At 71.7% G+C, this 23272-nt stretch carries 19 protein-coding genes; 12 read left to right on the top strand and 7 right to left on the bottom strand.

Annotation, left to right across the window (positions count from 1 at the left end; all coding sequences use genetic code 11):
• Nucleotides 1-58 precede the first annotated feature (58 nt).
• Together IE172_RS27145 and IE172_RS27150 are read left to right on the top strand one after the other, a co-directional pair.
• The gene (locus IE172_RS27145) at nucleotides 59-1495 is read left to right on the top strand and encodes a Gfo/Idh/MocA family protein (RefSeq protein ID WP_190099944.1); all 1437 of its coding nucleotides are present in this window, start codon (nucleotides 59-61) and stop codon (nucleotides 1493-1495) included.
• Nucleotides 1496-1530: 35 nt separating this feature from the next.
• On the top strand, nucleotides 1531-2529 hold the full coding sequence (locus IE172_RS27150) for a beta-sandwich domain-containing protein (RefSeq protein ID WP_190099945.1): 999 nt from the start codon (nucleotides 1531-1533) through the stop codon (nucleotides 2527-2529).
• A 67-nt stretch (nucleotides 2530-2596) separates the two neighbouring features.
• Here the strand turns inward: IE172_RS27150 and IE172_RS27155 are convergent, their stop codons facing one another.
• A complete protein-coding gene (locus IE172_RS27155) occupies nucleotides 2597-3409 on the bottom strand; it encodes a DeoR/GlpR family DNA-binding transcription regulator (RefSeq protein ID WP_190099946.1) in 813 nt (270 codons plus the stop codon).
• Nucleotides 3410-3714: 305 nt separating this feature from the next.
• Here IE172_RS27155 and IE172_RS27160 point away from each other — a divergent pair, with 305 nt between their 5' ends.
• The 9 genes from IE172_RS27160 to IE172_RS27200 all read left to right on the top strand — a co-directional run bounded on the left by IE172_RS27160 (nucleotide 3715) and on the right by IE172_RS27200 (nucleotide 13935).
• Nucleotides 3715-4980, top strand: a complete 1266-nt coding sequence (locus IE172_RS27160) for an ABC transporter substrate-binding protein (protein WP_190099947.1) — start codon at nucleotides 3715-3717, stop codon at nucleotides 4978-4980.
• A gap of 33 nt (nucleotides 4981-5013) precedes the next feature.
• On the top strand, nucleotides 5014-5949 hold the full coding sequence (locus tag IE172_RS27165) for a carbohydrate ABC transporter permease (protein ID WP_190099948.1): 936 nt from the start codon (nucleotides 5014-5016) through the stop codon (nucleotides 5947-5949).
• Nucleotides 5949-6857: a carbohydrate ABC transporter permease gene (locus tag IE172_RS27170; RefSeq protein ID WP_229886461.1), complete on the top strand. Its 909-nt coding sequence runs from the start codon at nucleotides 5949-5951 to the stop codon at nucleotides 6855-6857. Before IE172_RS27165 ends, IE172_RS27170 begins: the two co-directional genes overlap by 1 nt.
• Nucleotides 6858-6912: 55 nt before the next feature.
• Nucleotides 6913-7863, top strand: a complete 951-nt coding sequence (locus IE172_RS27175) for an SIS domain-containing protein (RefSeq protein WP_190099949.1) — start codon at nucleotides 6913-6915, stop codon at nucleotides 7861-7863.
• A gap of 186 nt (nucleotides 7864-8049) precedes the next feature.
• Nucleotides 8050-8982: a 1-phosphofructokinase family hexose kinase gene (locus tag IE172_RS27180; protein WP_190099950.1), complete on the top strand. Its 933-nt coding sequence runs from the start codon at nucleotides 8050-8052 to the stop codon at nucleotides 8980-8982.
• A complete protein-coding gene (locus tag IE172_RS27185) occupies nucleotides 8963-9805 on the top strand; it encodes a class II fructose-bisphosphate aldolase (RefSeq protein ID WP_190099951.1) in 843 nt (280 codons plus the stop codon). Before IE172_RS27180 ends, IE172_RS27185 begins: the two co-directional genes overlap by 20 nt.
• A 230-nt stretch (nucleotides 9806-10035) precedes the next feature.
• Nucleotides 10036-12378 carry a glycoside hydrolase family 84 protein gene (locus IE172_RS27190; RefSeq protein WP_229886463.1) on the top strand — a complete coding sequence of 781 codons (2343 nt, stop codon included), beginning with the start codon at nucleotides 10036-10038 and terminating at the stop codon, nucleotides 12376-12378.
• Between the two features lie 243 nt (nucleotides 12379-12621).
• Nucleotides 12622-13239, top strand: a complete 618-nt coding sequence (locus IE172_RS27195) for a dirigent protein (protein WP_190099952.1) — start codon at nucleotides 12622-12624, stop codon at nucleotides 13237-13239.
• A gap of 183 nt (nucleotides 13240-13422) precedes the next feature.
• Complete coding sequence (locus IE172_RS27200) at nucleotides 13423-13935, top strand: hypothetical protein (protein WP_190099953.1); 513 nt, start codon at nucleotides 13423-13425, stop codon at nucleotides 13933-13935.
• A gap of 98 nt (nucleotides 13936-14033) precedes the next feature.
• On the opposite strand, the gene IE172_RS27205 is transcribed toward IE172_RS27200, so the two are convergent.
• From IE172_RS27205 to IE172_RS27220, 4 genes are all read right to left on the bottom strand, one after another.
• Nucleotides 14034-15338, bottom strand: coding sequence for an MFS transporter (locus tag IE172_RS27205; RefSeq protein WP_190099954.1), 1305 nt, complete (start codon nucleotides 15336-15338; stop codon nucleotides 14034-14036).
• A gap of 2 nt (nucleotides 15339-15340) precedes the next feature.
• The gene (locus tag IE172_RS27210; RefSeq protein WP_190099955.1) at nucleotides 15341-15541 is read right to left on the bottom strand and encodes a hypothetical protein; all 201 of its coding nucleotides are present in this window, start codon (nucleotides 15539-15541) and stop codon (nucleotides 15341-15343) included.
• 262 nt (nucleotides 15542-15803) lie between these two features.
• Nucleotides 15804-18272, bottom strand: coding sequence for an aminopeptidase N (pepN, locus tag IE172_RS27215; protein WP_190099956.1), 2469 nt, complete (start codon nucleotides 18270-18272; stop codon nucleotides 15804-15806).
• Between the two features lie 288 nt (nucleotides 18273-18560).
• On the bottom strand, nucleotides 18561-19442 hold the full coding sequence (locus IE172_RS27220; RefSeq protein WP_190099957.1) for an alpha/beta hydrolase: 882 nt from the start codon (nucleotides 19440-19442) through the stop codon (nucleotides 18561-18563).
• A gap of 162 nt (nucleotides 19443-19604) precedes the next feature.
• On the opposite strand from IE172_RS27220, the gene IE172_RS27225 reads away from it, so the two are divergent.
• Entirely contained in the window at nucleotides 19605-21674 is a 2070-nt protein-coding gene (locus IE172_RS27225) for an AfsR/SARP family transcriptional regulator (RefSeq protein ID WP_190099958.1), read from the top strand.
• Nucleotides 21675-21698: 24 nt separating this feature from the next.
• Here the strand turns inward: IE172_RS27225 and IE172_RS27230 are convergent, their stop codons facing one another.
• Both IE172_RS27230 and IE172_RS27235 read right to left on the bottom strand, forming a co-directional pair.
• On the bottom strand, nucleotides 21699-22232 hold the full coding sequence (locus IE172_RS27230; protein WP_190099959.1) for a GNAT family N-acetyltransferase: 534 nt from the start codon (nucleotides 22230-22232) through the stop codon (nucleotides 21699-21701).
• Between the two features lie 108 nt (nucleotides 22233-22340).
• Nucleotides 22341-23180: a TetR/AcrR family transcriptional regulator gene (locus IE172_RS27235; RefSeq protein ID WP_190099960.1), complete on the bottom strand. Its 840-nt coding sequence runs from the start codon at nucleotides 23178-23180 to the stop codon at nucleotides 22341-22343.
• Nucleotides 23181-23272: the final 92 nt, after the last annotated feature.

Raw genomic sequence — 23272 nt, forward strand, 5'->3', positions numbered from 1 at the left:
CGTGCCATCAAAGTCGTCCTCGCCAGTGATGCCCGTCGCGGATCAGAGGAGCTCCTTCATGCCCGAAATCCCCGCAGTCTCACGCCGCTTGCTCCTGGGAGGTGCGCTGGCCACTGGCGCGGTGGCGGTCGGCGCCGGCACCGCGCGGGCGCATCCCGCCGACCCGGGCGCGGCACTGCCGGCTCCCACCCCCCGGCGCGGCAACGGCCAGAAGTCGATGATCGGCGTGCCCTACGAGGCTCATGAGACCGTCCGCGTCGGCGTGATCGGCATCGGCAACCGCGGGTCCGGCATGGGCGAGGGCTGGTCCGCCGTCCCCGGCTGCCGGGTCACCGCCGTCTGCGACATACGCGAGAACCGCGCGAAGGCCCTGGCGGATCGTCTCGTCGCCCTGGGCAAGCCCCGCCCTGCCGAGTACGGCGGCTCCGCGGACGCGTACGCGAAGATGCTGAGGCGCGACGACATCGATCTCGTCTACATCGCCACGCCGTGGGAGTTCCACTACCAGCAGGGCAAGGACGCGCTGCTGGCGGGCAAGCACGTCGTCGTCGAACTGCCCGTCGCCACGGAACTCGACGAGCTGTGGGACCTCGTCGACACCTCCGAACGCACCCGCCGGCATCTGATGCTCGCGGAGAACTGCTCCTACGGCCGCAACGAACTGGCGATGCTGAAGATGGCCCACGAAGGGCTGTTCGGCGACGTCACCAACGGCCACGGCGGTTATCTGCACGACCTGCGGGAGCTGCTGTTCTCCGACACCTACTACACCGACTCCTGGCGCCGCCTGTGGCACACCCGGAGTACCGCGTCCTTCTACGCGATGCACGGTCTCGCGCCGATCGCCGCCGCCATGGACATCAACCGCGGTGACCGCATGACCGTACTGCGGGCCACCGCCACCGAGCCCAAGGGCCTCGCGGACTACCGGGAGCGGTTCATCGACAGGTCCCACCCGTCGTGGAAGGAGACCTACGTCAACGGCGACCTGGTCACGTGCCTGATCGACACCGCCCGGGGCCGCGTCATCAGGGCGGAGCACGACGTCAGCTCACCCCGTCCGTACAGCAGGATCAACAGCCTGGCCGGCAGCCGCGGCATCTTCGAGGACTACGCGGGGACGTCGTCGACCGGCGGACGCGTCTACGTCGAACCCGACCACAGCGGGCACTCCTGGCGCGACTTCGACTCCTACCGCAAGGAGTTCGACCACTGGCTGTGGAAGAAGATCGGTGACGACGCGGCGAACAACGGCGGCCACGGCGGCATGGATTACGTGCTGCAGTGGCGGATCGTCCAGTCGATGCGGGCCGGACTCGTCCCCGACATCGACGTCTACGACTCCGCGTCCTGGTGCGCGCCCGTACCGCTGAGCGTCAAGTCCCTCGCCGCGGGCGGCCGTCCGGTGGCGGTACCGGACTTCACCCGGGGTTCCTGGGTGAACCTGCGCATGGGGCTGGACTCCCGCGAGTCGAGCATGCCCCCCGTCGCCTGAGCCCGGCCCCGGCCGACCGACAGAAGGAGCAGTCCGTGAGAACCGTCCGGAAGTTCAGATCCATCGCGGCCGCAGCGGTCGCGGCGTTGGCCGTGATCGTCTCCGCGTCCGCCGCCACCGCCGCCGAACCCCCTCTCGATTCCCCCGCGGCGCGGACCGAGGTGGCGATCTCGTCCGTGGACCTCGACGGCCCTGCGATCTCGACCGTGAAGGTGACGGTGAAGAACGCCGGACCGCAGCGGATGCGGTCACTGAAGGTGTCGTTCGCGGGACCGGTCGGCTGGGCCGTCCAGCCGGCCGTCACCAGTGTCCCCGGCACGTTCGGAGCGGGGGCGACCGCCGCCGCGGAGTTCAGGATCCAGGTGCCCGAGAAGCGCGACGGGTTCACCCTGCGTACCTTCACCGCCACGGCCGCCTACACCGGCGGTGACGGCGCGGGCACGGCGACCGCCACCCGTACCCAGACCGCCGGCGACCCCTTCCCCGACCTCGCGGCCGCCTACAACAACGTGGGCATCACCGACGAGGGCGACACCGAGCCGGGCGACTACGACGGTGAGGGCAACAGCTTCTCCGCCCAGAAGCTGGCCGCGGCCGGGCTGGAACCGGGCGGGCGGGTCGAGGCCCTGGGAGCCGAACTGACGTGGCCGGACGTGGCAGCCGGCACCAAGGACAACGTCTCCGGCGCCGGTCAGGCGATCACCCTCAGCGGCAAGGGCGGCAAGCTGGTCCTCCTCGGATCGGGCGTCACCAGCGGTGCCACCGGCACGGCCACCGTGTACTACACCGACGGCACCAGCACCCGCGGCTCGTTCGGCTTCCCCAACTGGTCCTTCGACCCGGCCGATGCCCACGGCGCGACGCTGGTGGCCTCCACCGACGGCCGCAACCGGCAGAGCGGCTACGGGAACCAGGGCATCGCCTACCGGGTCTTCGCGCATTCCGTCCCGCTGGACGCGACGAAGCAGGTCGAGTTCGTGGTGCTGCCGTCCAACAGGAACGTGCACGTCTTCGACATGGCCATCGCCCCCTGAAGGAGGGGAGCGGCGCACACGTGACCAATCCGGCGGCCCGCGACCTCGCGGGCCGCCGGTCCTCGCGTCAGACGGCGTGTACTTTGATCCCGGCCTCGGTGAGCCGGGCCGCCGTCTCCGCGGGCAGAGCGGAATCGGTCACCAGGACGTCGACGCGGTCCAGTCCGCAGATCTTCGCAAAGGCACGCCGGCCCATCTTCGAGGAGTCCGTGACCACGATCACCCGGCGCGCACGTTCGGCGAACAGGCGGCTGATGCTCGCCTCGTCCTCCTGATGGGTCATCAGCCCCAGCCGGGGGTCGACGCCGTCGACCCCGAGGACGGCGACGTCCAGGACCACCTCGTTGAGGACACCCACGGTGAGCGGTCCGACGAGTTCGTACGTCTGTGGGCGGGCCACCCCGCCGGTGACCACGATCTTCACCCGAGGACGCACCGCCAGCTCACCGGCGATGTTGAGCGCGTTCGTCACGACGGTGAACAGGGGCGCCGAGGAGTCGGCCGGGTCCCTGCGCTGCCGTTCGCCGCGGCTGCCGCCCGTGCGCAGCGCCAGCGCCCGCGCCACCTCGGTCGTCGTGGTGCCGCCGTTGAGGCCCACCACGTCGCCGTCGGCGAGCATCTCCGCGACGGCCGTCGCGATGCGCTGCTTCTCGGAGGCGTGACGGGAGGACTTGTAGCGCAGCGGCAGTTCGTAGGAGACACCGTGCGCGACGGCACCGCCGCGGGTGCGCACCAGCATCTGCTGGTCGGCCAGTTCGTCGAGATCGCGGCGGATGGTCGCGGGCGACACATCGAGTGCGGCGGCCGCCGCGTCGACGTCGAGCCGGCCTTCGGCGGCCAGCAGTTCCAGCAGCTTGCCCCACCGATCGTGCTTGGACATGTGTCGGGCTCCCTCGGCCTCGGTACTGCGCTCTCGACACGTTAAGGGACCTTGGACTCCGCGCTGAACGAGGGCGGCGCGCGCAGGTGCGCGCGCCGCCGCACGCAGGTGCGCGTTTCTCCCTAGTTCCTTGCAGACAGGGACAGTTCACGACCCTTCTCCTGCAAGTTTCCTGCCGAACCCTCTAGACCAAGGGCTCCCGTCTCCTGAATACTGCGCACCGCAGCACATGCTCACTTATGCTCGCAGACTACATTTTCCGAGCAGCTTCGCTCATCTCTTACGAGACAAGGCGGTAGACGGCAGTGAAGAAGAGAACGCTCGTCCTGGCGGCCTGTACGGCCGGTGCTCTGGTCCTGACGGCGTGCGGGGGCGGCGGCAGCGGGGAGTCCGCGGACGGAACCCTGACCCTGAAGCTCGTCGCCGCCGACTACGGCGACAAGGCCTCCAACAGCTCCACCGTCTACTGGGAGGACCTGGCGGAGCGCTTCGAGAAGGCCAACCCGAAGATCAAGGTCGATGTGCAGGTCGTCAACTGGAACGACATCGACACCCAGGTCAAGACGATGATCCAGAGCGGCAACATGCCCGACGTCCTGCAGACCGGCGGCTATGCCGACAAGGTCGCCGACGACCTCCTCTACAAGGCCGAGGACGTGCTGTCCCCCGCCACCCGCGACAACCTCGTCGACACCTTCGCCCGGGCCGGCGAGGTGGACGGCGTCCAGTACGGCATCCCCTTCGTTTCCTCGGCCCGCGCGCTGTTCTACAACAAGAAGATCTTCGCCGACGCCGGTGTCACCGAGCCGCCGAAGAGCTGGGACGACATCAAGTCGGCCGCCGAGCGCATCCGCGAGTCGGCCCCCGACGTCATCCCGTACGCGCTGCCGCTCGGCCCCGAAGAGGCACAGGGCGAGAGCCTCATCTGGGAACTCGGCAACGGCGGCGGTTACACCGACGCCGACGGGAAGTACACCCTGGACAGCGACGCCAACGTCGAGACCTTCGAGTGGCTGCGCGCCAACCTCGTCGAGCCCGGCCTGACCTACGGCAATCCCGCCGCCACCGACCGGAAGACGGCCTTCGCGGACTTCGCCGCAGGCAAGGCCGGTATGCTCAACGGCCACCCGTCGCTGATCCAGATGTCCAAGGACGGCAACGTCGACTACGGCGTCGCACCCATCCCCGGCAAGGACGCGGCGCTCGACTCCACCCTGGGCGTGGCCGACTGGATGATGGCCTTCAAGGACCGTGGCCACCAGGAGGAGATCAGGAAGTTCCTCGACTTCGCGTACTCCAAGGAGAACACGCTGAAGTTCGACGAGATGTACAACCTGATGCCCGTCACCGAGGACACGCTGCGGGAGATGACCTCCAGCGGCAAGCACAAGGACCTCGAGCCGTTCTTCGAGTTGCTGCCGAAGGCGTCCTTCTACCCCCTCGGCGACACCACCTGGGACGCCGTCTCCGCCGAGATCAAGAAGAGCGGCGGCACCGCCGTCGGCGAAGACCCGGCCAAGGTGCTCGGCGACCTGCAGAAGAAGGCCGAACAGGCCACCGCCGACCAGTAGATCCGCAGGCACCGACACACGGAAGGCACCCCCGTGTCCAGCAAAGTCACCGCCGGCGGCCGCAGGCCGCCCCGCACGGGCCGGAGCGGCACCCGGCGCTCCGGCCTCGGCCGGCTGGGGCCACTGCCCTGGATCGGCCCCGCCGTCCTGCTCATCGTGGTCGTCGTGCTCTGGCCCGTCTACGAGATGGTCCGCACCTCGTTCCTGAAGATCAGCGTCAGCGGCTTCGTCCGGGGCTGGGCCGGCCTGGACAAGTACCGGCAGCTGTTCGACGAGCCGGGCCTCGGCTCCGTGATCACCGCCACCGTCGTGTGGACCGTCGGCGTGGTCGCGCTGACCATGGTGCTCTCACTGGCCCTGGCCCAGCTCTTCGACCAGCGGTTCCCCGGCCGGCGCGTGACCCGGTGGGCGCTCATCGCGCCATGGGCGGCGTCCGTGCTGATGACCGCCATAGGTTTCAAGTGGATGCTCGACCGGACCGCCGGCGTGCTGAACACCGTCATGACCGATCTCGGCATCATCGACACCCCCAGGGACTGGCTCGGCGACCCCGCGACCGCCTGGCCCTGGATGATGTTCGTCGCCGTCTTCGTCTCCCTCCCCTTCACCACCTACACGCTGCTGGCCGGACTGCAGACCGTCCCCGGCGAGGTGTACGAGGCAGCGAGGGTCGACGGCGCCGGGGTCTGGCAGACCTACCGCCGCATCACCCTGCCCCTCCTGCGTCCGGCGTTCCTGGTCGGCGTCGTCATCAACCTGATCAACGTCTTCAACTCGTTCCCCGTCATCTGGGGCATGACCCGGGGCGGCCCGGACAGCGACACCGCGACCACCACCGTGTTCATGTACCAGCTCAAGAGCTCCGACATCGGGGAGTCCGCGGCCATGTCCGTCGTCAACTTCGCCCTGGTCGTCGTGATGGTGGCGGCCTTCCTGAAGGTCAGCCGCTGGAACCAGGAGGAGGTGTGATGGCCCAGCAGACGATCCAGCCCTCCCCCGGCGCCCCGGACGCACTCCCACCGGACGGAAGGCGGCCCGCCGGCACAGTCCGGCCGCGGCGCGCACCGCGGCCCCGCACGGTGGTCGTCACCGCCGTCGCCTGGCTGATCGCCGCCGTGTTCCTGCTGCCGTACGTGCAGATGGTGATCACCGCGCTCCGCCCGGCCGGTGAACTGCGCGACGCGACCTATCTGCCCACCGAGTTCGCCTGGTCCAACTTCATCGACGTCTGGCGGGAGTCGAACCTCGGCAGCAACCTCCGCGTCACCCTCCTCGTGGCCGGCGGCTCGACGCTGCTGGTGCTCCTCGTCGCCATACCGGCCGCCTACTACACGGCCCGCGTCAAGTACCGCGGGCGCAAGCTCTTCCTGCTGCTCGTCCTCGTCACCCAGATGTTCCAGCCGACCTCCCTGCTGGTGGGCCTCTACCGCGAGTTCCACCAACTGGACATGCTCAACTCGGTGTGGACGCTGGTGCTGTGCAACGCCGCGTTCAACCTGGCGTTCGCGATCTGGATCCTCACCGCCTACTTCTCCGCCATACCCGTGCAGTTGGAGGAGGCGGCCATGATCGACGGCCTCGGCCGGGGCGGCGCGCTGCTCCGGGTGACGCTGCCGCTGGCCCTGCCCGGGGTCGTGACCGCGGTGATCTTCACCTTCATCGCCGCGTGGAACGAGTTCGTCATGGGCCTGACCCTGTCCACCGTCCCGGAGAGCCAGCCCCTGACGGTCGGCATCAACAGCTTCATCGGCAACTACACCGTCCAGTGGAACTACCTGTTCGCCGCGTCCGTGATCGCGATCGTGCCCGTCGTCGTGCTCTTCGCGTTCATCGAACGCCATGTGGTGTCCGGACTCACCGCCGGTTCGGTCAAGTAGACGCCTCGTGCCCACAGCATCAGCCCCCTCTCGTCGCCTGAAGGAGTACGCCGCCTTGTCCGCCACCAGTTCCTCCCGCACCTCAGCCGAAATAGCGTCCCAGCCCGCCGTGTGGCGCCGGGCCGCCCTGGCGCTGCCGCACCATGCGACGGTCCTGCCGCGACGAGGGGAGCGCGTGGCCGTCGTCGGCTGCGGCACCTCGTGGTTCATGGCCCAGTCCTACGCCGTCCTGCGCGAGAGCGGCGGCCACGGCGAGACCGACGCCTACGCGGCTTCGGAGTTCCCCTACGGCAGGCACTACGACCGGGTCCTCGCCATCACCCGGTCCGGCACCACCACCGAGGTGCTCGACCTGCTGCGACGCGTCAAGGGCACCGTGGTCACCGGCGCCGTCACGGCCGACCCCGCCAGTCCCGTGAACCAGGCGGCCGACGCCGTCGCCGTCCTGGACTTCGCCGACGAGGAGTCCGTCGTACAGACCCGGTTCGCCACCGCCAACCTCGCGCTGCTGCGCGCCCACCTCGAGGCGGAAGGCGCCCTGCCCGCCGGTGTCCGGACCCTCGACGCCGCAGTCCGCGACGCCGAGCAGGCTCTCACGCGACCCCTCGACGCCGCTGTCCGGGACGCCGAGCAGGTCACCTTCCTGGGGAGCGGTTGGACCTGCGGTCTGGCACTGGAGGCCGCTCTGAAGATGCGGGAGGCGGCCGGTGCGTGGACCGAGGCCTACCCGGCGATGGAGTACCGGCACGGGCCCATCAGCATCGCCGGTCCGGGACGGATCACGTGGGCGTTCGGCGAGCTCCCGGACGGACTGGCCGACGACATCGCCCGGGTCGGCGGCACCCTGGTCGCGGGCTCGACCGCCACGCCCTCCGGCCTTGACCCGCTCGCCGACCTCGTGCGCGCCCAACGCCTCGCCGTCGCCTGCGCCGAGGCGCGTGGGTACGACCCCGACCGGCCCCGCAACCTCACCCGCTCCGTCGTCCTCCAGGACGGCCATGCCTGAGGAGTTCGCGTCCCCGGTCGCGGTGGACGGCCCCCTCGGGAAGCGGCGTCCCCACCCGCGCCACGACCTGCCGCGCGGCCACCGGATGCGCCGGGGCCGGCCCGGGCGTGGTGGAGCCGGGGCGGCCGGCGGGCACGGCACCGGACCCCGGACCATGACCGCTCACCGGAAGGAGGCCGGGCACCGTTGATCCTCACCGTCACCCCGAACGCCGCCCTCGACGTCACCTACGGCGTCGGCAGCCTGCACCCGCACACCTCGCACCGCGTCCGGACCACTCACCGACGCGCCGGGGGCAAGGGCGTCAACGTCGCCCGCGTTCTCGCCGCACTCGGGCACGACATCACCGTCACCGGCCTCGTGGGCGGCCCCACCGGCGTGGTGCTGCGGGACGACCTGCGGGCCGCGGGCCTGCGGGACGAACTCGTCCCCGTCTCCGGCGACTCACGGCAGACCGTCACCGTGGTCTCCCACGACGACGGCGACGCCACCGTGTTCAACGAACAGGGTCCACGGGTGACCGCGCCGGAGTGGCGGACCTTCACCGACCACTTCGCGTCGCTGGTGGGCGGTTTCAAGGTCGTCACGCTCTGCGGCAGCCTGCCGCCCGGGCTGCCGGCCGACGCGTACGCGCACCTGATCCGCATCGCCGCACGGGCCGGAGCCGTCACCGTGCTGGACACGAGCGGCCCCGCGCTGCTCGACGCGTTGCGCGCCGGTCCGGACGTCGTCAAACCCAACACCGCCGAGCTCTTCGCCGCCACCGGCTGCGAGGACGTCCCGGCCGCCGTGGCGCGCCTGCGTACCCTCGGGGCCCGTGCCGTCGTCGTGTCGGCGGGTCCCGACGGCCTCCACGCCGTCGGCCCCGACGGCGGCTGGCGCGCCGCGCCGCCGAAGCGGCTCGCCGGCAACCCCACCGGGGCCGGTGACGCCTGTGTCGCCGCGCTCGCGGCCGGTCTGGCCGCTGACGGGCGCTGGCCCGACATCCTGCGCGAGGCCGTGGCGCTGTCGGCCGCCGCCGTCCCATGCCCCCTGGCCGGCGACGTCGACGCCGGCACCTACCGACACATCCGCACCAACGTGACCGTGGAGGACGTCCATGCCCCTCAGCCCCACTGACGACATCGTCGGGCCCGCTTTCCGAGCCGGTGTCGGCGTCGGGGCGTTCAACGTGCTGCAGCTCGAGCACGCCGAAGCCATCGTGAGCGGGGCGGAGGACGCACGGCGGCCCGTGATCCTCCAGATCAGCGAGAACACCGTCCGCTACCACGGCGCCCTCCCACCGATCGGTCTCGCGACGCTGGCCGTCGCACGCGCGGCGCGGGTGCCCGTCGCCGTCCACCTCGACCACGCACAGTCCACGGACCTGGTGCACGAGGCCGTCCGGCTCGGCTTCACCTCCGTCATGTTCGACGCCTCCACGCTCCCCTACGAGAAGAACCTGGCGGCTACCCGGGACGTCACCGCACACTGCCGTGCCCGGAACGTGTGGGTCGAGGCGGAACTCGGTGAGGTGGGGGGCAAGGACGGCGCGCACGCTCCCGGAGTGCGTACGGATCCGGCGGAGGCACGGGACTTCGTCGCCGCCACCGGCGTCGACGCCCTGGCCGTGGCGGTGGGCAGCTCCCACGCCATGACCACCCGGGACGCCGTGGTGGACTTCGCCCTCATCGCGGAACTGCGCGACACCGTGGGTGTCCCGCTGGTCCTGCACGGCTCGTCGGGGGTGGCCGACGCCGGACTCGCCAGAGCCGTCGGGGCGGGCATGACGAAGGTCAACGTCTCCACCCACCTGAACAAGGAGTTCACCCGGGCCGCCCGCGCCCATCTGGACTCGCACCCGGCGACCGTCGACCCGCGCACATACCTCGGCCCCGCACGCGACGCCGTCGCGGCCCAAGTGGCGCACCTGTTGAGGGTGCTGCACGGCGGGCTCGGGTGACATGGCGTCCGCGGGAAGGCACGCCGAAGCGTTGACGAGGGCGATCGCTGTTGGCCAGAGTAAAGGCATGCGACGAAGAGGTCTAGACCCCATACGTCTTACCTCTTCCCGGTCAGTGCCTGCATCATCCTTGATGCCAAGGAGATTTGATGGTCTACACCAATTCCGGAGACTCGATGGAGAGACGTCGAAACACCATCATCACGATCGGCACATCCTTCGCACTGGCAATGAGCATCGGCATCGGAGCACCGCCGGCAGCTGCCGCGGAGGACTCCGCCCCCACCGCGGTTCCGCCCGTCTCACCGACTCCGCAGAGCCTCACCCGCGCCGGTGACGACGCCGTCGTGACCGGCAGGGTGATCGTCGTGGCGGGCGAGGAGACGGATCCCGCCGCCCGCGACCGTCTCGTGAGGGAGCTGAAGGGGCACGGCGCCGACCGGGTGGACGTCGTCGCCCCCGAAAGCGTTCCCCGGGCCGCCTCCGGCCTGCTCACCGTGCGGCTCGGGCCGGCCACCCGCCCCGACATAGCGGCGGCGCTCGGCGACACGGCGGTGCCGGACCACGCCGAGGGGTACGCCCTGCGCGTCACTCGGGCCGGGCGGGGCGGGCGGGTCACCCTCGGCGGCACCGACGCCGCCGGCCAGTTCTACGCCGTACAGACCCTGCGCCAGTTGTTCGTCCGTACCGGGGACGACGGCTGGAAGGTGGCCGGCGTCCAGGCCGGCGACCACCCGTCGATGCCGCTGCGGGGCACCATCGAGGGCTTCTACGGACAGCCCTGGACGCACGCCGAACGGCTCGACCAGATGGACTTCTACGGGGACGTCAAGGCCAACACCTACATCTACGCGCCCAAGGACGACCCCTACCACCGGGGCAAGTGGCGCGACCCCTACCCGGCGGACAAGCTGGCGGAGCTGGGCGAACTCGTCGACCGGGCCACGGCGAACCATGTGCGCTTCACCTTCGCCGTCTCCCCCGGAGAGTCCATCTGCTACTCCGACCCCGCCGACCGCCAGCTCCTCAAGGACAAACTCAAGGCTCTGTACGACCTGGGCACCCGCGCCTTCTCCATCCCGCTCGACGACATCAACTACACCCGCTGGAACTGCGAGGCGGACCGGGCCGCGTACGGCGAACCCGGCGCGGGAGCCGCCGGGAAGGCACAGGTCGACCTGCTCAATGACGTGCAGCGCACCTTCGTCGCCACCCACGAGGGCACCTGGCCCCTGCAGATGGTGCCCACCGAGTACTACAACCACAGCGAATCGGCCTACAAGCGGGCCCTGCGGGAGACACTGGACCCGTCGGTCGAGGTGATGTGGACCGGCGTGGGTGTGGTACCCACACAGATCACCAACGAGGAGGCCGAGCAGGCCGCGAGGGTCTTCGGCCGCAAGGTCTTCGTCTGGGACAACTATCCGGTCAACGACTTCGGCAACACCAGTGGGCGCCTGCTGCTCGCGCCGTACGACAAGCGCGAGGCCGGACTGTCCGATCACCTCTCCGGCATCGTGGCCAACCCCATGAACCAGCCGCACGCCAGCAAGGTAGCCGTCTTCGGCGCCGCCGACTTCGCCTGGAACGACCTCGCCTACGACGCCCGGAAGAACTGGCGCAACGCCATGTCCTACCTCGCCGGCGGTGACCCCGCGGCCACGGAGTCCCTGCTGGTGTTCGGCGACCTCCAGCACATGGCCCCCACCTTCGGCGACACCCCCTGGCAGCCCCAGGCGCCCGAACTGGCCCGCCGAGTCGAGCAGTTCTGGAAGACGTGGAACGAGGCGGACCGCGACACGGCCGTCAGTTCCCTGCGCTCCTACGCAGTCGCCGTCCAGCGGGCCCCGGCCACCATCCGCGCCGGTGAGGTGAAGGCGGGGTTCACCGCCGACGCGGCGTCCTGGCTGGACGCCACCGAACTGTGGGGCGAGGCCATGGTGAAGATGCTCGACGCGCTCGCGGCACGTCAGGCCGGGGACAAGGTGACCTCGGACCGGCTGCTGGCCGAATCCGGCGAGTCACAGCGACAGGCACACGCCCTGCGGGTCGACCCTCCGCGCAACTCCTGGGGCAAGGTCCAGCCCAAGGTCGGTGACGGAGTGCTCGACACCTTCCTCGCGCAGGCCGAGATCCGGCTGCGCTTGTGGGACTCCGCGGGAGGCGGTGAGAACCTGGCCCTCGAGGGCACCGCGTCCGCGTCCAGCGTGGAACAGGACCTGGACCGGCTGGCGCCCCGGCACATCAACGACGGTCGGATGAACACCCGTTGGGCGTCCGGCTACTCCGACGACGAGTGGGTACAGATCGAACTCGCCACCCCGGCGAAGGTCGCCGCGGTGACCCTCGCCTGGGAGAACGCCTGTGCGGTGGAGTACACCGTCCAGACCTCGCAGGACGGTGAGAGCTGGGAAACCGTGTCCACACAGCGGCCGGATACCTGCGGCACCGACGTGGTCCGGGTCACCCAGGACCAGGCGGTGCGGTACGTACGCGTCCAGGGAGTGGAACGGAGGACGACCTGGGGGTACTCGATCCACGAGATGGGTGTCTACGGAACACCCGCCCCCTGAGAACCGGTGCGCTGTGGTGCGGGTGCCGTCCGGTGGTCCTGCCGGACGGCACCCGCACTCGTCCAGCCCCCGGGGCATCGCGATATCTCTCTCCTTCCTTCAGGAAAAAGCACCCCAATGGCCCCATTGCCGTCCTTCCGCTGAGCATGTCGCCACGGCCGCCATTAGCGTTTCCGCCAGATGGAGGGCCCGTCGAGCCTGGCGGCACCGGCCCTGTTCCTTCCCCCACACACGGAGGCGACCATGGGCTTCGCCGGCCGACCCTGCATATTCCTCGCCGTTGCGGTTCTCGGCTGTTCTGCCGGGCTCGCCCTCATCGGGCCCGCGTCGGCCGACATGGTCCCCGCGGAGACAACTCCGGCTGCGGCGCCCCGCCCTGACGACGGCTCCTCGACGACAAGCCGCGCCATCCACGTCGAAGCTCGGCTGCAGGTCGGCGAAGAGCTCGATCTGGGGGCGGCGGGCCGCAGCGTCGGCGACCAGTTCGTCTTCAGCGGGAACCTGACATCGACCGAGGGAAGCGAGGAACGCGTCGTCGGGCGCATCGGTGGGTTCTGTGTCATCACCGACCTCGAACGCAACGCCGGACCGTGCGCGTCGACCGCGGTACTGCCGGAAGGCCAGATCACCGTTCAGGGCGAGCAAGCCGGAATTCCCGTACCGGCTCCGGTCGTCAACGCGATCACGGGAGGCACCGGGGAGTTCCGAAGGGCTCGCGGTCAGGTGCGGCAGCGGGTGTTGACGCCGGCGACCTGGCAACTCACGTTCGCACTGTCCGACGTGCGGCCTCACCGGCCCGATGACGGTCTCCGTCCGGCCGAGACGCCGACTCCCGCGCGTCCCTCCTTCCCCGGCAAGTAACCGCGTCGAACGGCCCCGACGCCGCCCGCGACGCGGTGACGGGAACCACCGTTGCCCCCCGCGGAGAGACGTCCTTCAGGCCCGTGCTGCCGGCACAGCCCCGGTCGACCGTGAGGCGCGCCGGTGCGAAGGCGGGACGCGGCACCTCGGGAACACGCACCCATCACCACACGTGGAGACGTCGTGATCAAGAACTTCCGTACGCTCACAGGCTGGGGTGTCGTCGTGGCGGCCACCGCCACGGCCGTCACGGCCACGCTCGGCGCAACCGCCGGCGGCCCTCCGAACCCGTCGCCGACCGACCCGCAGGCCGGCCGGACGGCCGGTCAGGGGAAGGAAGCGCACACCGAGTCCCGGCCGGCGGAGCGGCGGCGGATCGCCTCATCGGTCCTGGACGAGGACTACAAGTTCACACTCACCGCGCTGAGGTCTCGGACCGACCCGCTCGCGGCATCCGTGCGCCTCCAGGTCTTCACCTTCGAGAACGGCGCGTGGAGGGAATCGGACCGCGCTCTGGTCGGCAAGGCGGATTCCTGGTTCTGGTTCCCGCTGACCGGCCGCCACGCGGTGTGCGAGTTCTCCACCTCCGGTACGGAACCCGCGCCGGTTGCCGTCAGCGTGCTGATCACGCCGTCGATCGGCTGCTCGCCGACCGAGAACTTCCGCATCGACAACGGCCGGATCGTCCCTGCCTGACAACGGCCCCGGCAGGAGCCGCCCCTGACCCCGCCCCGCGCGGACGTGTCGTCCTCGGCCAGTGCGGGGCGGTGCGTCCGGCGCAGCAGGACGGCCGGCTACCCGTCGACGGCCACGCCGTCCCGCCCCGGGGCGGTCGCGGTGCTCGCACCGGCCCGTCGGAGGGCGTCCGGGTCGGTCCGGGCGTCGTAGCGGACCAGGCCCGGCAGCGCCGCGGCGAGCAGACCCACCGCGGCGACGCAGGCCAGGCCGCCGCTCCAGATCGCCGGGCGGGCGCCGGTCCACCCCGCCATCGCCCCGGCACGGACCTGACCCAACTGGGGGCCGACGCTGTAGGAGAGGACCTCGATCCCGGCGAGCCGGCCGCGCAGCCGGTCGGGGATGGTCTGGTTCCAGATGGTCGACCGGCCCAGTCCGCTCACCATGTCCCCCGCACCCGCCAGCCCCAGGCACACCAGGACCAGCCAGACGTTCGACGTCCAGCCGGCCGCTGCCATGGCCAGGCCCCAGCCGGCCGCGCCGAACACCACCAGCAGACCGTGCCGTTGGGTGCGGGAGGCCCAGCCACTGGTCAGGCTCACCAGCAGTGAGCCGACGGCTCCCGCCGAGTACATCAGGCCCAGCGCCCAGTCGGCGTCGAGTTCGTCGGCGAGGAACGGGAAGATGGTGTTGGGGAACGCGAAGAACATCGCCGCGAGATCCACCGCGTAGGTGCCCAGGAGCACCGGACGCGACCACGCGTGCCGTGCCCCTTCGACGATGCCGCGCAACGACGGCTTGGCCGCGTGCTCGACCGGCGGCATCGGCGAGAGCAGACGGCACATCAGCACCGAGACCAGGAAGCAGCCGACCGTGGTGGCGTATGCGGGGACGTTGCCCGCGTAGGCCACGACGAGTCCGGCGAGGGCAGGTCCGGCGATCGCGCCGGCCTGCCAGCGCAGGGCGTTCAGCGCCGCCGCCGCGGGAAGCTGCTCGTGAGGGACGATCCGGGCCAGCAGCGAGTCCAGTGCGGGGCGTTGCAACCCGGCGAGTGCCGCCACTCCGGCCGCCACCACGTACAACGGCCACAGCATGGGGCTCGGCAGCAGCGCGTTCAGCAGGAGGAGGGCGGCCAGGAGGCCGAGCCCCGCCTCGGTCAGCACGATGACCTTGCGCCGGTCGGCGGCATCGGCGAGAGCCCCGCCGTACAGGCCGAAGACCACGAGCGGCACCAGTTCGACGGCGCCCATCGCGCCCACCGCGAGCGGTGAGCCGGTCAGTTCCTTGATCTGCAGTGGCAGCGCGATCAGCGCCATCACGCTGCCGAGGTAGGTGATGAGGCCCTGCACCCACAGGAGGCGGAAGTCCCGGGAGGTACGCCAGGGCGCGAGGTCGGGCAGGACGGCGGCGAGTCTCGAGGTCATGGTCAGCGGCTTCCGGACGCCCGCTCGGCGACGACCGTGGTCCGGGAGGCGTGCTCGGTCGTCACCGGGAACTGGTCCGCCGTCCTGGTGTCGGCCGCGGAGACGCCGGCGTCCTCGGTGTCGCCGGCTCCGCTGCCGCCGGCGGTGAGTCCGGACACGAGGGCCGCCGCGAGGGCGAGCGTGCGCGGACGTGGGGTTCTCATCGACAAGTGCTCCACTTGTGATCCGGGATGCCGGGCACCGGACGTACTCCAGCAAGGTCAACAGGTAACTTAGGTAAGGCTTGGCTTGGTCACAGAGTAGAGAATCGCGATGTGGTGATCAATCGAGCTCTTCCGACATCTGCGGGCGTCGCCGGCCGACCGGTCCGGCTCCCTGACCTCGGGGCGAGCATGCTCGGCACGCACGGAACGCGCCCGTCGGGCGTCCCACGCCCGGCACCGAGCTGCCCATGGCCCGCCCGACTCACGCGGCATCGGGCTCCGCGACGCCGCGCGAGCGGAGCATGCGGCGTGTGACGTCGGCTTGTTCGGTCAGCGTCTTGCGTACCACCGGGGCGGCCGTCCCGGCCGCTTCCAGTGCCTCGTCGAGGAAGCCCTCGTCGATCGCGAACCTCGGCAGGAGCCGGCCCGTGTAGACCATGGCGGGGATCATGCCGCCGCGGTCGAGGCCGGGCACGAGGTCGAGGTATCGGCGGGTGAACGGCCTCAGCACCGCGTCCTGTCCGGGCCGCCAGAACGCGGTGGCCACCCTGCCCACCCACGAGACGGGCACGGCCCGTTCGTCGGCCAGCACGTGCCAGACCGCCTCCTTCGTCCCGGCGTCCGGCGCGCCGGCGCGCACGCAGAGCTCCTGGACCCAGGCGTCCGGGTCGGGATCGGACGCCAGCAGGCGGGCCGCGTCCGACACGGCGGCCTCGCCCAGCTCGACGGCCCGGGCCAGGGCACGCCACCGCAGGTCGTGGTCGTCACCCGCCTCCGCCTCGGCCCGCAGCCGCTCCAGCTCGCTGCCGCTCGCGGCGCGGGCCAGGGCACGCAGAGCGACGCGCCGCCTCGCGGGGTGCCGGGCCCGATCGGCGAGCCGGCGGCAGGTCGCGGCGAACGCCGCGGTCAGTGCGGCCCGCTCGTCCTGCGGCGCCCACAGCTCGGCGACGTCCCCGGCGAGCGTGAGGTACGGCTCGACGGCCGCGTCGCAGGTCTCGGCCTCCAGGACGGCGCCGGTGCCGCGGGCGACGTCGGCCGCGGTGGCCTGCCCGGTGACCAGCATGTCCCACATGGTGGCCACGGCGACGCCACGCGACAGCGCGCCGGGCAGGTCGGCGGCGTGCCGCAGCAGGGCGTCCCGGGAGGCCGGGTCCGGCCGGACGGTGGCGAAGGTCAGATCGTCGTCGTTCACCAGGTACAGGTCCGCGCCGGAGGGCAGGTCGACCGGCGTGCGGGGACCGCGGACCTCGACGGTGGCGCGGGCGGCGCGTTCCAGGCCGGTGGCCGTGCGGCGGTAGGCGCCCACGGCCAGGACCTGCGGGCGGGGCGCGGAGCCGGACGGGCCGGCCGCGTGCAGCACCGCGCCGCCGGGCCCGTGTTCGAGGGTCAGCCGGTCGGTGCCCGCGGTGTCCAGCCATCCGGCCCGCCAGGTGTCGAGGTCCCGCCCCGAGGCCCGGCCGAGCGCGTCGATGAGGTCCTGCAGCGTGGTGTTTCCCCAGGCGTGCCGGGCGAAGTAGTCGCTCATGCCCGCGCTGAAGGTGTCCTCTCCCACGTAGGTCATGAGCTGCTGGAGGACGGAGGCGCCCTTGGGGTAGGTGATGTCGTCGAAGGCGGCGGCGGCCTCGGCGACGTCGTGCACGGGCTGGCGGATCGGGTGCGAGGCCGGCCCCTGGTCGGCGAGGTACGCCTTCAGTTTGCCGCCGGCGAGGTGCCCGGCCCAGGCGTCCCTGTAGGCGGTGGCGCGGGTGGCCGCCCAGTGGCAGGCGAACTCCGCGAACGCCTCGTTGAGCCAGAGGTCGTCCCACCAGCGCATGGTGACGATGTTGCCGAACCACATGTGCGCCATCTCGTGCAGCAGCACCTTGGCGAGCAGTTCCCGCTCGGCCGGCGTCGGGTCGGAGCGGCGCAGGAAGGTGTCGGACCAGGTGACGCAGCCGTAGTTCTCCATGGCCCCGCCGAACTCCGGCACGAAGACCTGGTCGTATCGGCGCTGCGGGAACGGCATGGCGAAGACGCGCGCGTAGAAGGCCAGGCCCTGGGCGGTGAGGGTGAGGATCTCGTGCGCGTCGCGCTCCAGCACACCGGCGAGGGACCGGCGGACGTACAGGCCGAGGTCGTACCCGTCGACCTCCCGGCGGACCTCGTGGAAGGGGCCCGCGTTGACGACCGTGTTGTACGGGGACAGCGGCGGGGTGTCGGGGAAGACCCACCGGCGCCCGCCGTCGCACGCCTCGGTGCGAGCGGCCCCCGCGTTGCTGGTGACGGTCCACCCGGCCGGGGCGGTGACGGTGAAGGCGTGCTGGGCCTTCAGGTCGGGCTGGTCGAAACAGGCCCACACGAAACGCGCCTCGTCCGGCTCGAACGACGTCCATACGTACACCTCGCCGTCGGAGGGATCGACGGCCTTGTGCACGCCCGGCCCGTGGGTCGTGTCCGACTGGACGGTCTCCACGCGCAGCGTGTTGTGGGCGGCCAGGCCGCGCAGCGCGATGCGCCCCTCGACGGCGGGGGGCAGCGCGGTGCCGTTGAGCGTGGCGGAGACCACCGTCGCCGCGCAGTCGACGAACGTCGCGGCGCCCGGCTCGGCGCAGGAGAACGCGATGGTGGACACGCACCGCACGTCGTGGCCCTCCGGCAGGTCCGTGAAGTCGACGGCCACGTCGTAGCGTTCCACCGTCAGCAGCGCGGCTCGCTCCTGCGCCTCGGCATGGGTGAGACTGCGGACACTCATCGATCCTCCTGCGTTCTTGGCGCACCCGGCGTGCCGGGACACGAAAGACCACAGCGTAGGAGGACGCGAGCGGGACGGCTTCCGGTTTTCCGAGCGGTCACGATGTCGACAGCGGCCGCCGGGCCCGTGAAGGCGCCGCCGGTCATGCCGGGCGGGTCCGCCGGCGGCCACGGGTCTCGCGGGCGGTGGGCGGCCTTCCTGCGGCAGCCCCGCCTCCTCGTCCGCGCGCTCCTCTCCCTCCGTCCGGGCCTCGCGCAACGGCGGGGAGAGGTGCGTCGGCGGATCCGTTCAGCGGGGGGCGAGCGCCCTGATCTCGTCGGCGATCAGCTGGGGATCCTCCTCGGCCATGAAGTGGCCGCAGGACACCGTGCGGTGCTCCAGATCATCGGTCCAGGCGCTCCACAGGCCCTGGGCGTGGTAGCCGAGGGCGGCGCCCCAGTCCTGCTGGAGGACGGTCACCGGCATGGCCAGCGTGTTGCCCGCGTCCCGGTCGGCGGTGTCGTGGTCGACGTCCACGCCGGCCGAGGCGCGGTAGTCGGCGACGATGGAGGGTACAGCCGCCGCGGAGGCGGCGAGGTAGTGGGCGCGGATGTCGGAGGGGATGGCAGCCGGGTCCTCGGTCCAGGCGTCGAGGAAGTAGCCGAAGAAGCTGTCGGCGGCTGCCTGGATCATCTCCTCGGGCAGGCCGGGGGCCTGGGCCATCAGGTAGAGGTGAAAGCCGACCGCGCCGTTCACTCCGCGCAGCGCGTCCCACATGTCGAGGGTCGGCAGGACGTCGAGGAAGAGGGCCCGGGTGACGGTGTCCGGGTGGTCCATGGCGGCGCGGAAGGCGACCAGGGCGCCGCGATCGTGGCCGGCCAGGGTGAAGTGGTCGTGGCCCAGTCCGGCGGCGAGGCGTACGACGTCCCGGGCCATGGTCCGCTTGGAGTAGACGTCGGGGCCGGTCTCGGCCGGCTTGTCGCTGGCGCCGTAGCCGCGCAGGTCGGGGCAGATGACGGTGTGGTCGGCGGCAAGGTCGACGGCGACGTGCCGCCACATCAGATGGGTCTGCGGGAAGCCGTGCAGCAGGACGACCGGGGCGCCCGCACCGCCGACGGCGGCGTTCAGGGTGACGCCGTCGTCGACGGTCACGCGGTGCTCGGTGAATCCGGGGATGCGCGGGGTTGTCACAGTGACTCCTGTGGTTCGTGACAGAGTGGATGCTCCGGACCTCCGGCCTCGGTGGTCCGGGTCGTCCGGGGACGTCACCCAGGGTGCGGGCCCCGGATCAGCGATCGATGAGTGGACATGCGGTACCCGCGGGCGACGGGCCGCCCGCGAAAGGACCCCGACGTGGGTGTGGAGTTCGGACTGCTGGGTCCGGTGGCCGCGTGGGACGCCGACGGGTCGCCGCTCCCGCTCGGTGCGCCCCGCCACCGGGAGGTGCTCGGGCGGCTGCTGATCGCCCGGGGCCGGGTGGTGCCGGTCGGCCGGCTGGTGGCCGACCTGTGGGAGGACGAGGCTCCGGCCGGTGCGCTCGGCGCGGTTCGCACGTTCGTGGCGGGGCTGCGCCGCGCCCTGGAACCGGAACGCCCGCCCCGGCAGCCGTCCCGCCTGCTGGTCACCGATGGCCCCGGTTACGCACTGCGGGCGAGCCATGAGGTGGTGGACGCCTGGCGGTTCGAGGATGCCGCCGCACGGGCCGGGCAGGCGCCGCCGCACGTGGCGGTCACTGTGTGGGACGAGGCGCTCGCCTGCTGGCGGGGGCCGGTGCTCGCCGATTTCCCCGCTGCCGCGTGGGCCGCCGCGGAGCGGGCGCGGCTGGAGGCGATGAGGCTCGACGCGGTCGAGCGGCGGGCCGACGCCCTGCTGGCGACCGGTGCCGCCCGCGACGCGGTCGCTGATCTGCGAGCCCACGTAGCCGCCCACCCGGGCCGGGAGGACGGCTGGGTGCTGCTGGCCACCGCGCTCGACCGTTCCGGGCGGCGCGGCGAGGCCCTGCAAGCGGTGGCCCAGGCCCGTGACGTCCTGAGCGGAGGCGGTGCCGCTCTGGCACGGATCGAGGCACGCCTTCTCAGCGCGACGGCGGACTCCGCGGCCGGACCGGCCGGGACGGCCGACAGCGTCTGGGACCGGGCGGCGGCCTCCTGGGACCGGTCGGTGCCTGCCCGGTCCCGGGCCCGGCTGCACGCCACCGCGGGCCTGCTGCGCGATCTCGCGGTGACCGGCCCCGACGGCCTGGTGGAGGCACACCGGCACCGCCGGGACCTGGTCGCGGCGGCCGAGGCGACCGGCGACCCGGAACTGGCCGCCCGGATCATCGGCTCCTACGACGTGCCGGCGGTGTGGACCCGCGCCGACGATCCCGAAGGCGCCGGGGAGCTGTCCCGGGCGGCCGCCCGTGCCGCCGCCCGGCTCGGCCCCGAGGGGCCGCCCGCCCTGCGCGCCCGGCTGCTGTCCGTCGTGGCGGTCGAGTCCCGGGGCGACGCCGCCGCGGACACGTCGCTTCCCCTGGCCTCCGGCGCTCCCGTCACCGAGCCGTGGCGGCTGCGCGCCGAACGCGCCGCCGAGGAGGCGGTCCGGCTCGCTCGTCGCCTCGGCGACCCCGCCCTCCTCGCGTTCGCCCTCAACGGAGCGTTCATGCAGGCGTTCACCGACTGCGGGTCGGCCGCCCGCCGGAACGCCCTCGGCACCGAGCTGACCGGGCTGGCCGTCGACCACGAGCTTCCCGGGCACGAGGTCCTGGGCCGCATCGTTCGTCTCCAGGCACTCGCCGGCCTCGGCGACTTCACGGAAGCGGACACCGAAGCCGAGGAGATCGACCGGCTCGCGCACCGAAACGAACGGCCGCTCGCCGGCGTCTTCACCGCCTGGTACCGGGCGCTGCGCACCTGCGAGACCGACGGCCGGCCCGCCGCCCGTCGCCGGTACGCACACGTCCTGGCGGAGACCGCGGACTGCGGCATGCCCGGCCTGACCCGGGGGGCCGCGGCCCTCGTCACGCTGGTCCCCGTCATGCGGGACGAGACCCTGCCGGATCCCGGCGACTTCGCCGGGCTGGACCCGGGCCCGTACCGGCCCTGGTTCGACCCGCTGCTCCTGGCCGCCTCGGGCGCCACCGCTGAGGCCCGTCAGGCGCTGACGACGGTTCCCCGGCCCCCGCACGACCTCCTCCAGGAGGCGCTGTGGTGCGTCCTCGCCCGGGCCGCCGCGTCCGTGGGACACCTGCCGGTCCTGCGTCGCGCCCGGAGGGAACTCGCCGCTGCCGAAGCCGAGTACGCAGGAGCGGGCAGCGGTCTGGTCTCCTTCGGCCCGGTCACCCGCCACCTGGCCGCCGTCGACGCGGCACTCGAGGCGCACGCCTCCGCCGGCGAGCCGGCCGGCGACGGCGTTGCGTCACAGGGGAATCAGCGATCACAGTAGTCGTCCCCGCGCCTGCGGGATCGATCACGCCTGGAACTCGGTGAGGTCGATGGCGTGAACGCGCAGAGGGTGGCCGTGCACGGGGTGTTCCGTCTCCCGTTCGGGCAGCATGCCGAGTTTGCGGATGACCTTCTCGGAGGCTTCGTCCCCGATCCGGCTGATGCTGATGACGCGGTCCAGGCCGCGGTCCTGGAGCGCGAACTCCAGTGTGGCGTGCGCGGCTTCGGAGGCGTATCCCTGGCCCCAGTACTGCGGGCCGAGACGCCAGCTGATCGCCACGGCGGGCATCACCTCCGGCAGGAACTCGGGCACCGACAGCCCCGTGAAGCCGATCAGTTCACCCGAGGCCAACAGTTCGACGGCGAAGAGTCCAAAGCCCTCCTCGTCCCATTCCTCCTCCCAGCGCTCGATCTCCTCGGCCGTGTCGTCCAGGTCGCGCACCGAGCCGTCGTCGACCCAGCGCATGACCCGTGGGTCCGCGTTGATGTCCGCCATCGGCGCAAGGTCGTCGTCGTGCCAGCTGCGGAGGAGAAGGCGGGGTGTGCGGATCTCGGTCATGTGCCCATCCTGCCGAACGCAAGGGCCGCACCCGTAATCCGCCGCCCAGGGCGACGAGCGCACCGCGCCGGCGCCGCGGGCCCGGAGGGTGGCTTCGACAGGCGCAGGTCACGGACGTCGACGGTTTCGAGTGTCCGTCCGGTCGGTGTCGGCCGCCGTACGGGTCCGGGTCGGCCGATGCCCTTCCTGCGAAGGCGTCCGAACCGCCGTCTTCGACGGTTGTGCGGGGATCCGGCGATGGATGTCTTCCAGCAGGTCACGCATGGCCATGCGGAAGATCTCCGCCTGGTGTTCGCCGATGAAGGAGGTGTGCCCGAAGGCCTCCAGGACGACCATGCCGTGCATGTGCCCCCAGGCTCCGAGCAGGAGAGCGCTTGCGGGAGGCGGCATGGTGTCCGAGCCGTGCGCGAACAGGGGTTGTAGGTGCGCCCGCAGGGCCGGTGAGAGCGCGCGGGTGTCGGCTGCGGCGAGTTGCGCCGTGGTGTACCCGTCGAACATCTCACGCTGGAAGACCGTGCCCAGCCGGCGCATCGCCAGGGTGGTCGGACCCTCGGCAGGTGCTGCGTAGTGGCGCAGCGGTGCGCCGTACAGCAGCTGGAACCGTTCGACGTGGGTGACGGCCCAGCGGCGGTAGCCCTCGGCAGCGGCCAGGAACCGCCGTGCGGCCGGTTCGTCGGCCGCTGCCTCGACGGCTCCCGTCACGGCATCGGCCAGGTCGTCGTAGGCCTTGGCCACCAGCGCCGTGACCAGGGCGTCCCTGTTGGGGAAGTAGTGGTAGAGGCCCTGCACGGTCATGCCGAGGCTGCGGGCGACCGCGCGCAGGGACAGGGCGTGGGGCCCGTTCTCGGCGATCTGGTGCTCGGCGGCCTCCACGATCTCGCGGATGGCGGCGGCTCGGCGTCGCTGGCGCAGTGACGGCGAGGCCGTCGCGGGCTCTTCGGCGAACATGCGGTGATCCTACGGCGGTTGACGAGACCAGGGGTCCGGAGAACGGCGGAGAGCCCTGCCCGTCCGGAAAACCTGACAGTGTCAGGTAAATC

The organism is Streptomyces griseoflavus (assembly GCF_014649995.1).
Lineage (GTDB): Bacteria > Actinomycetota > Actinomycetes > Streptomycetales > Streptomycetaceae > Streptomyces > Streptomyces griseoflavus.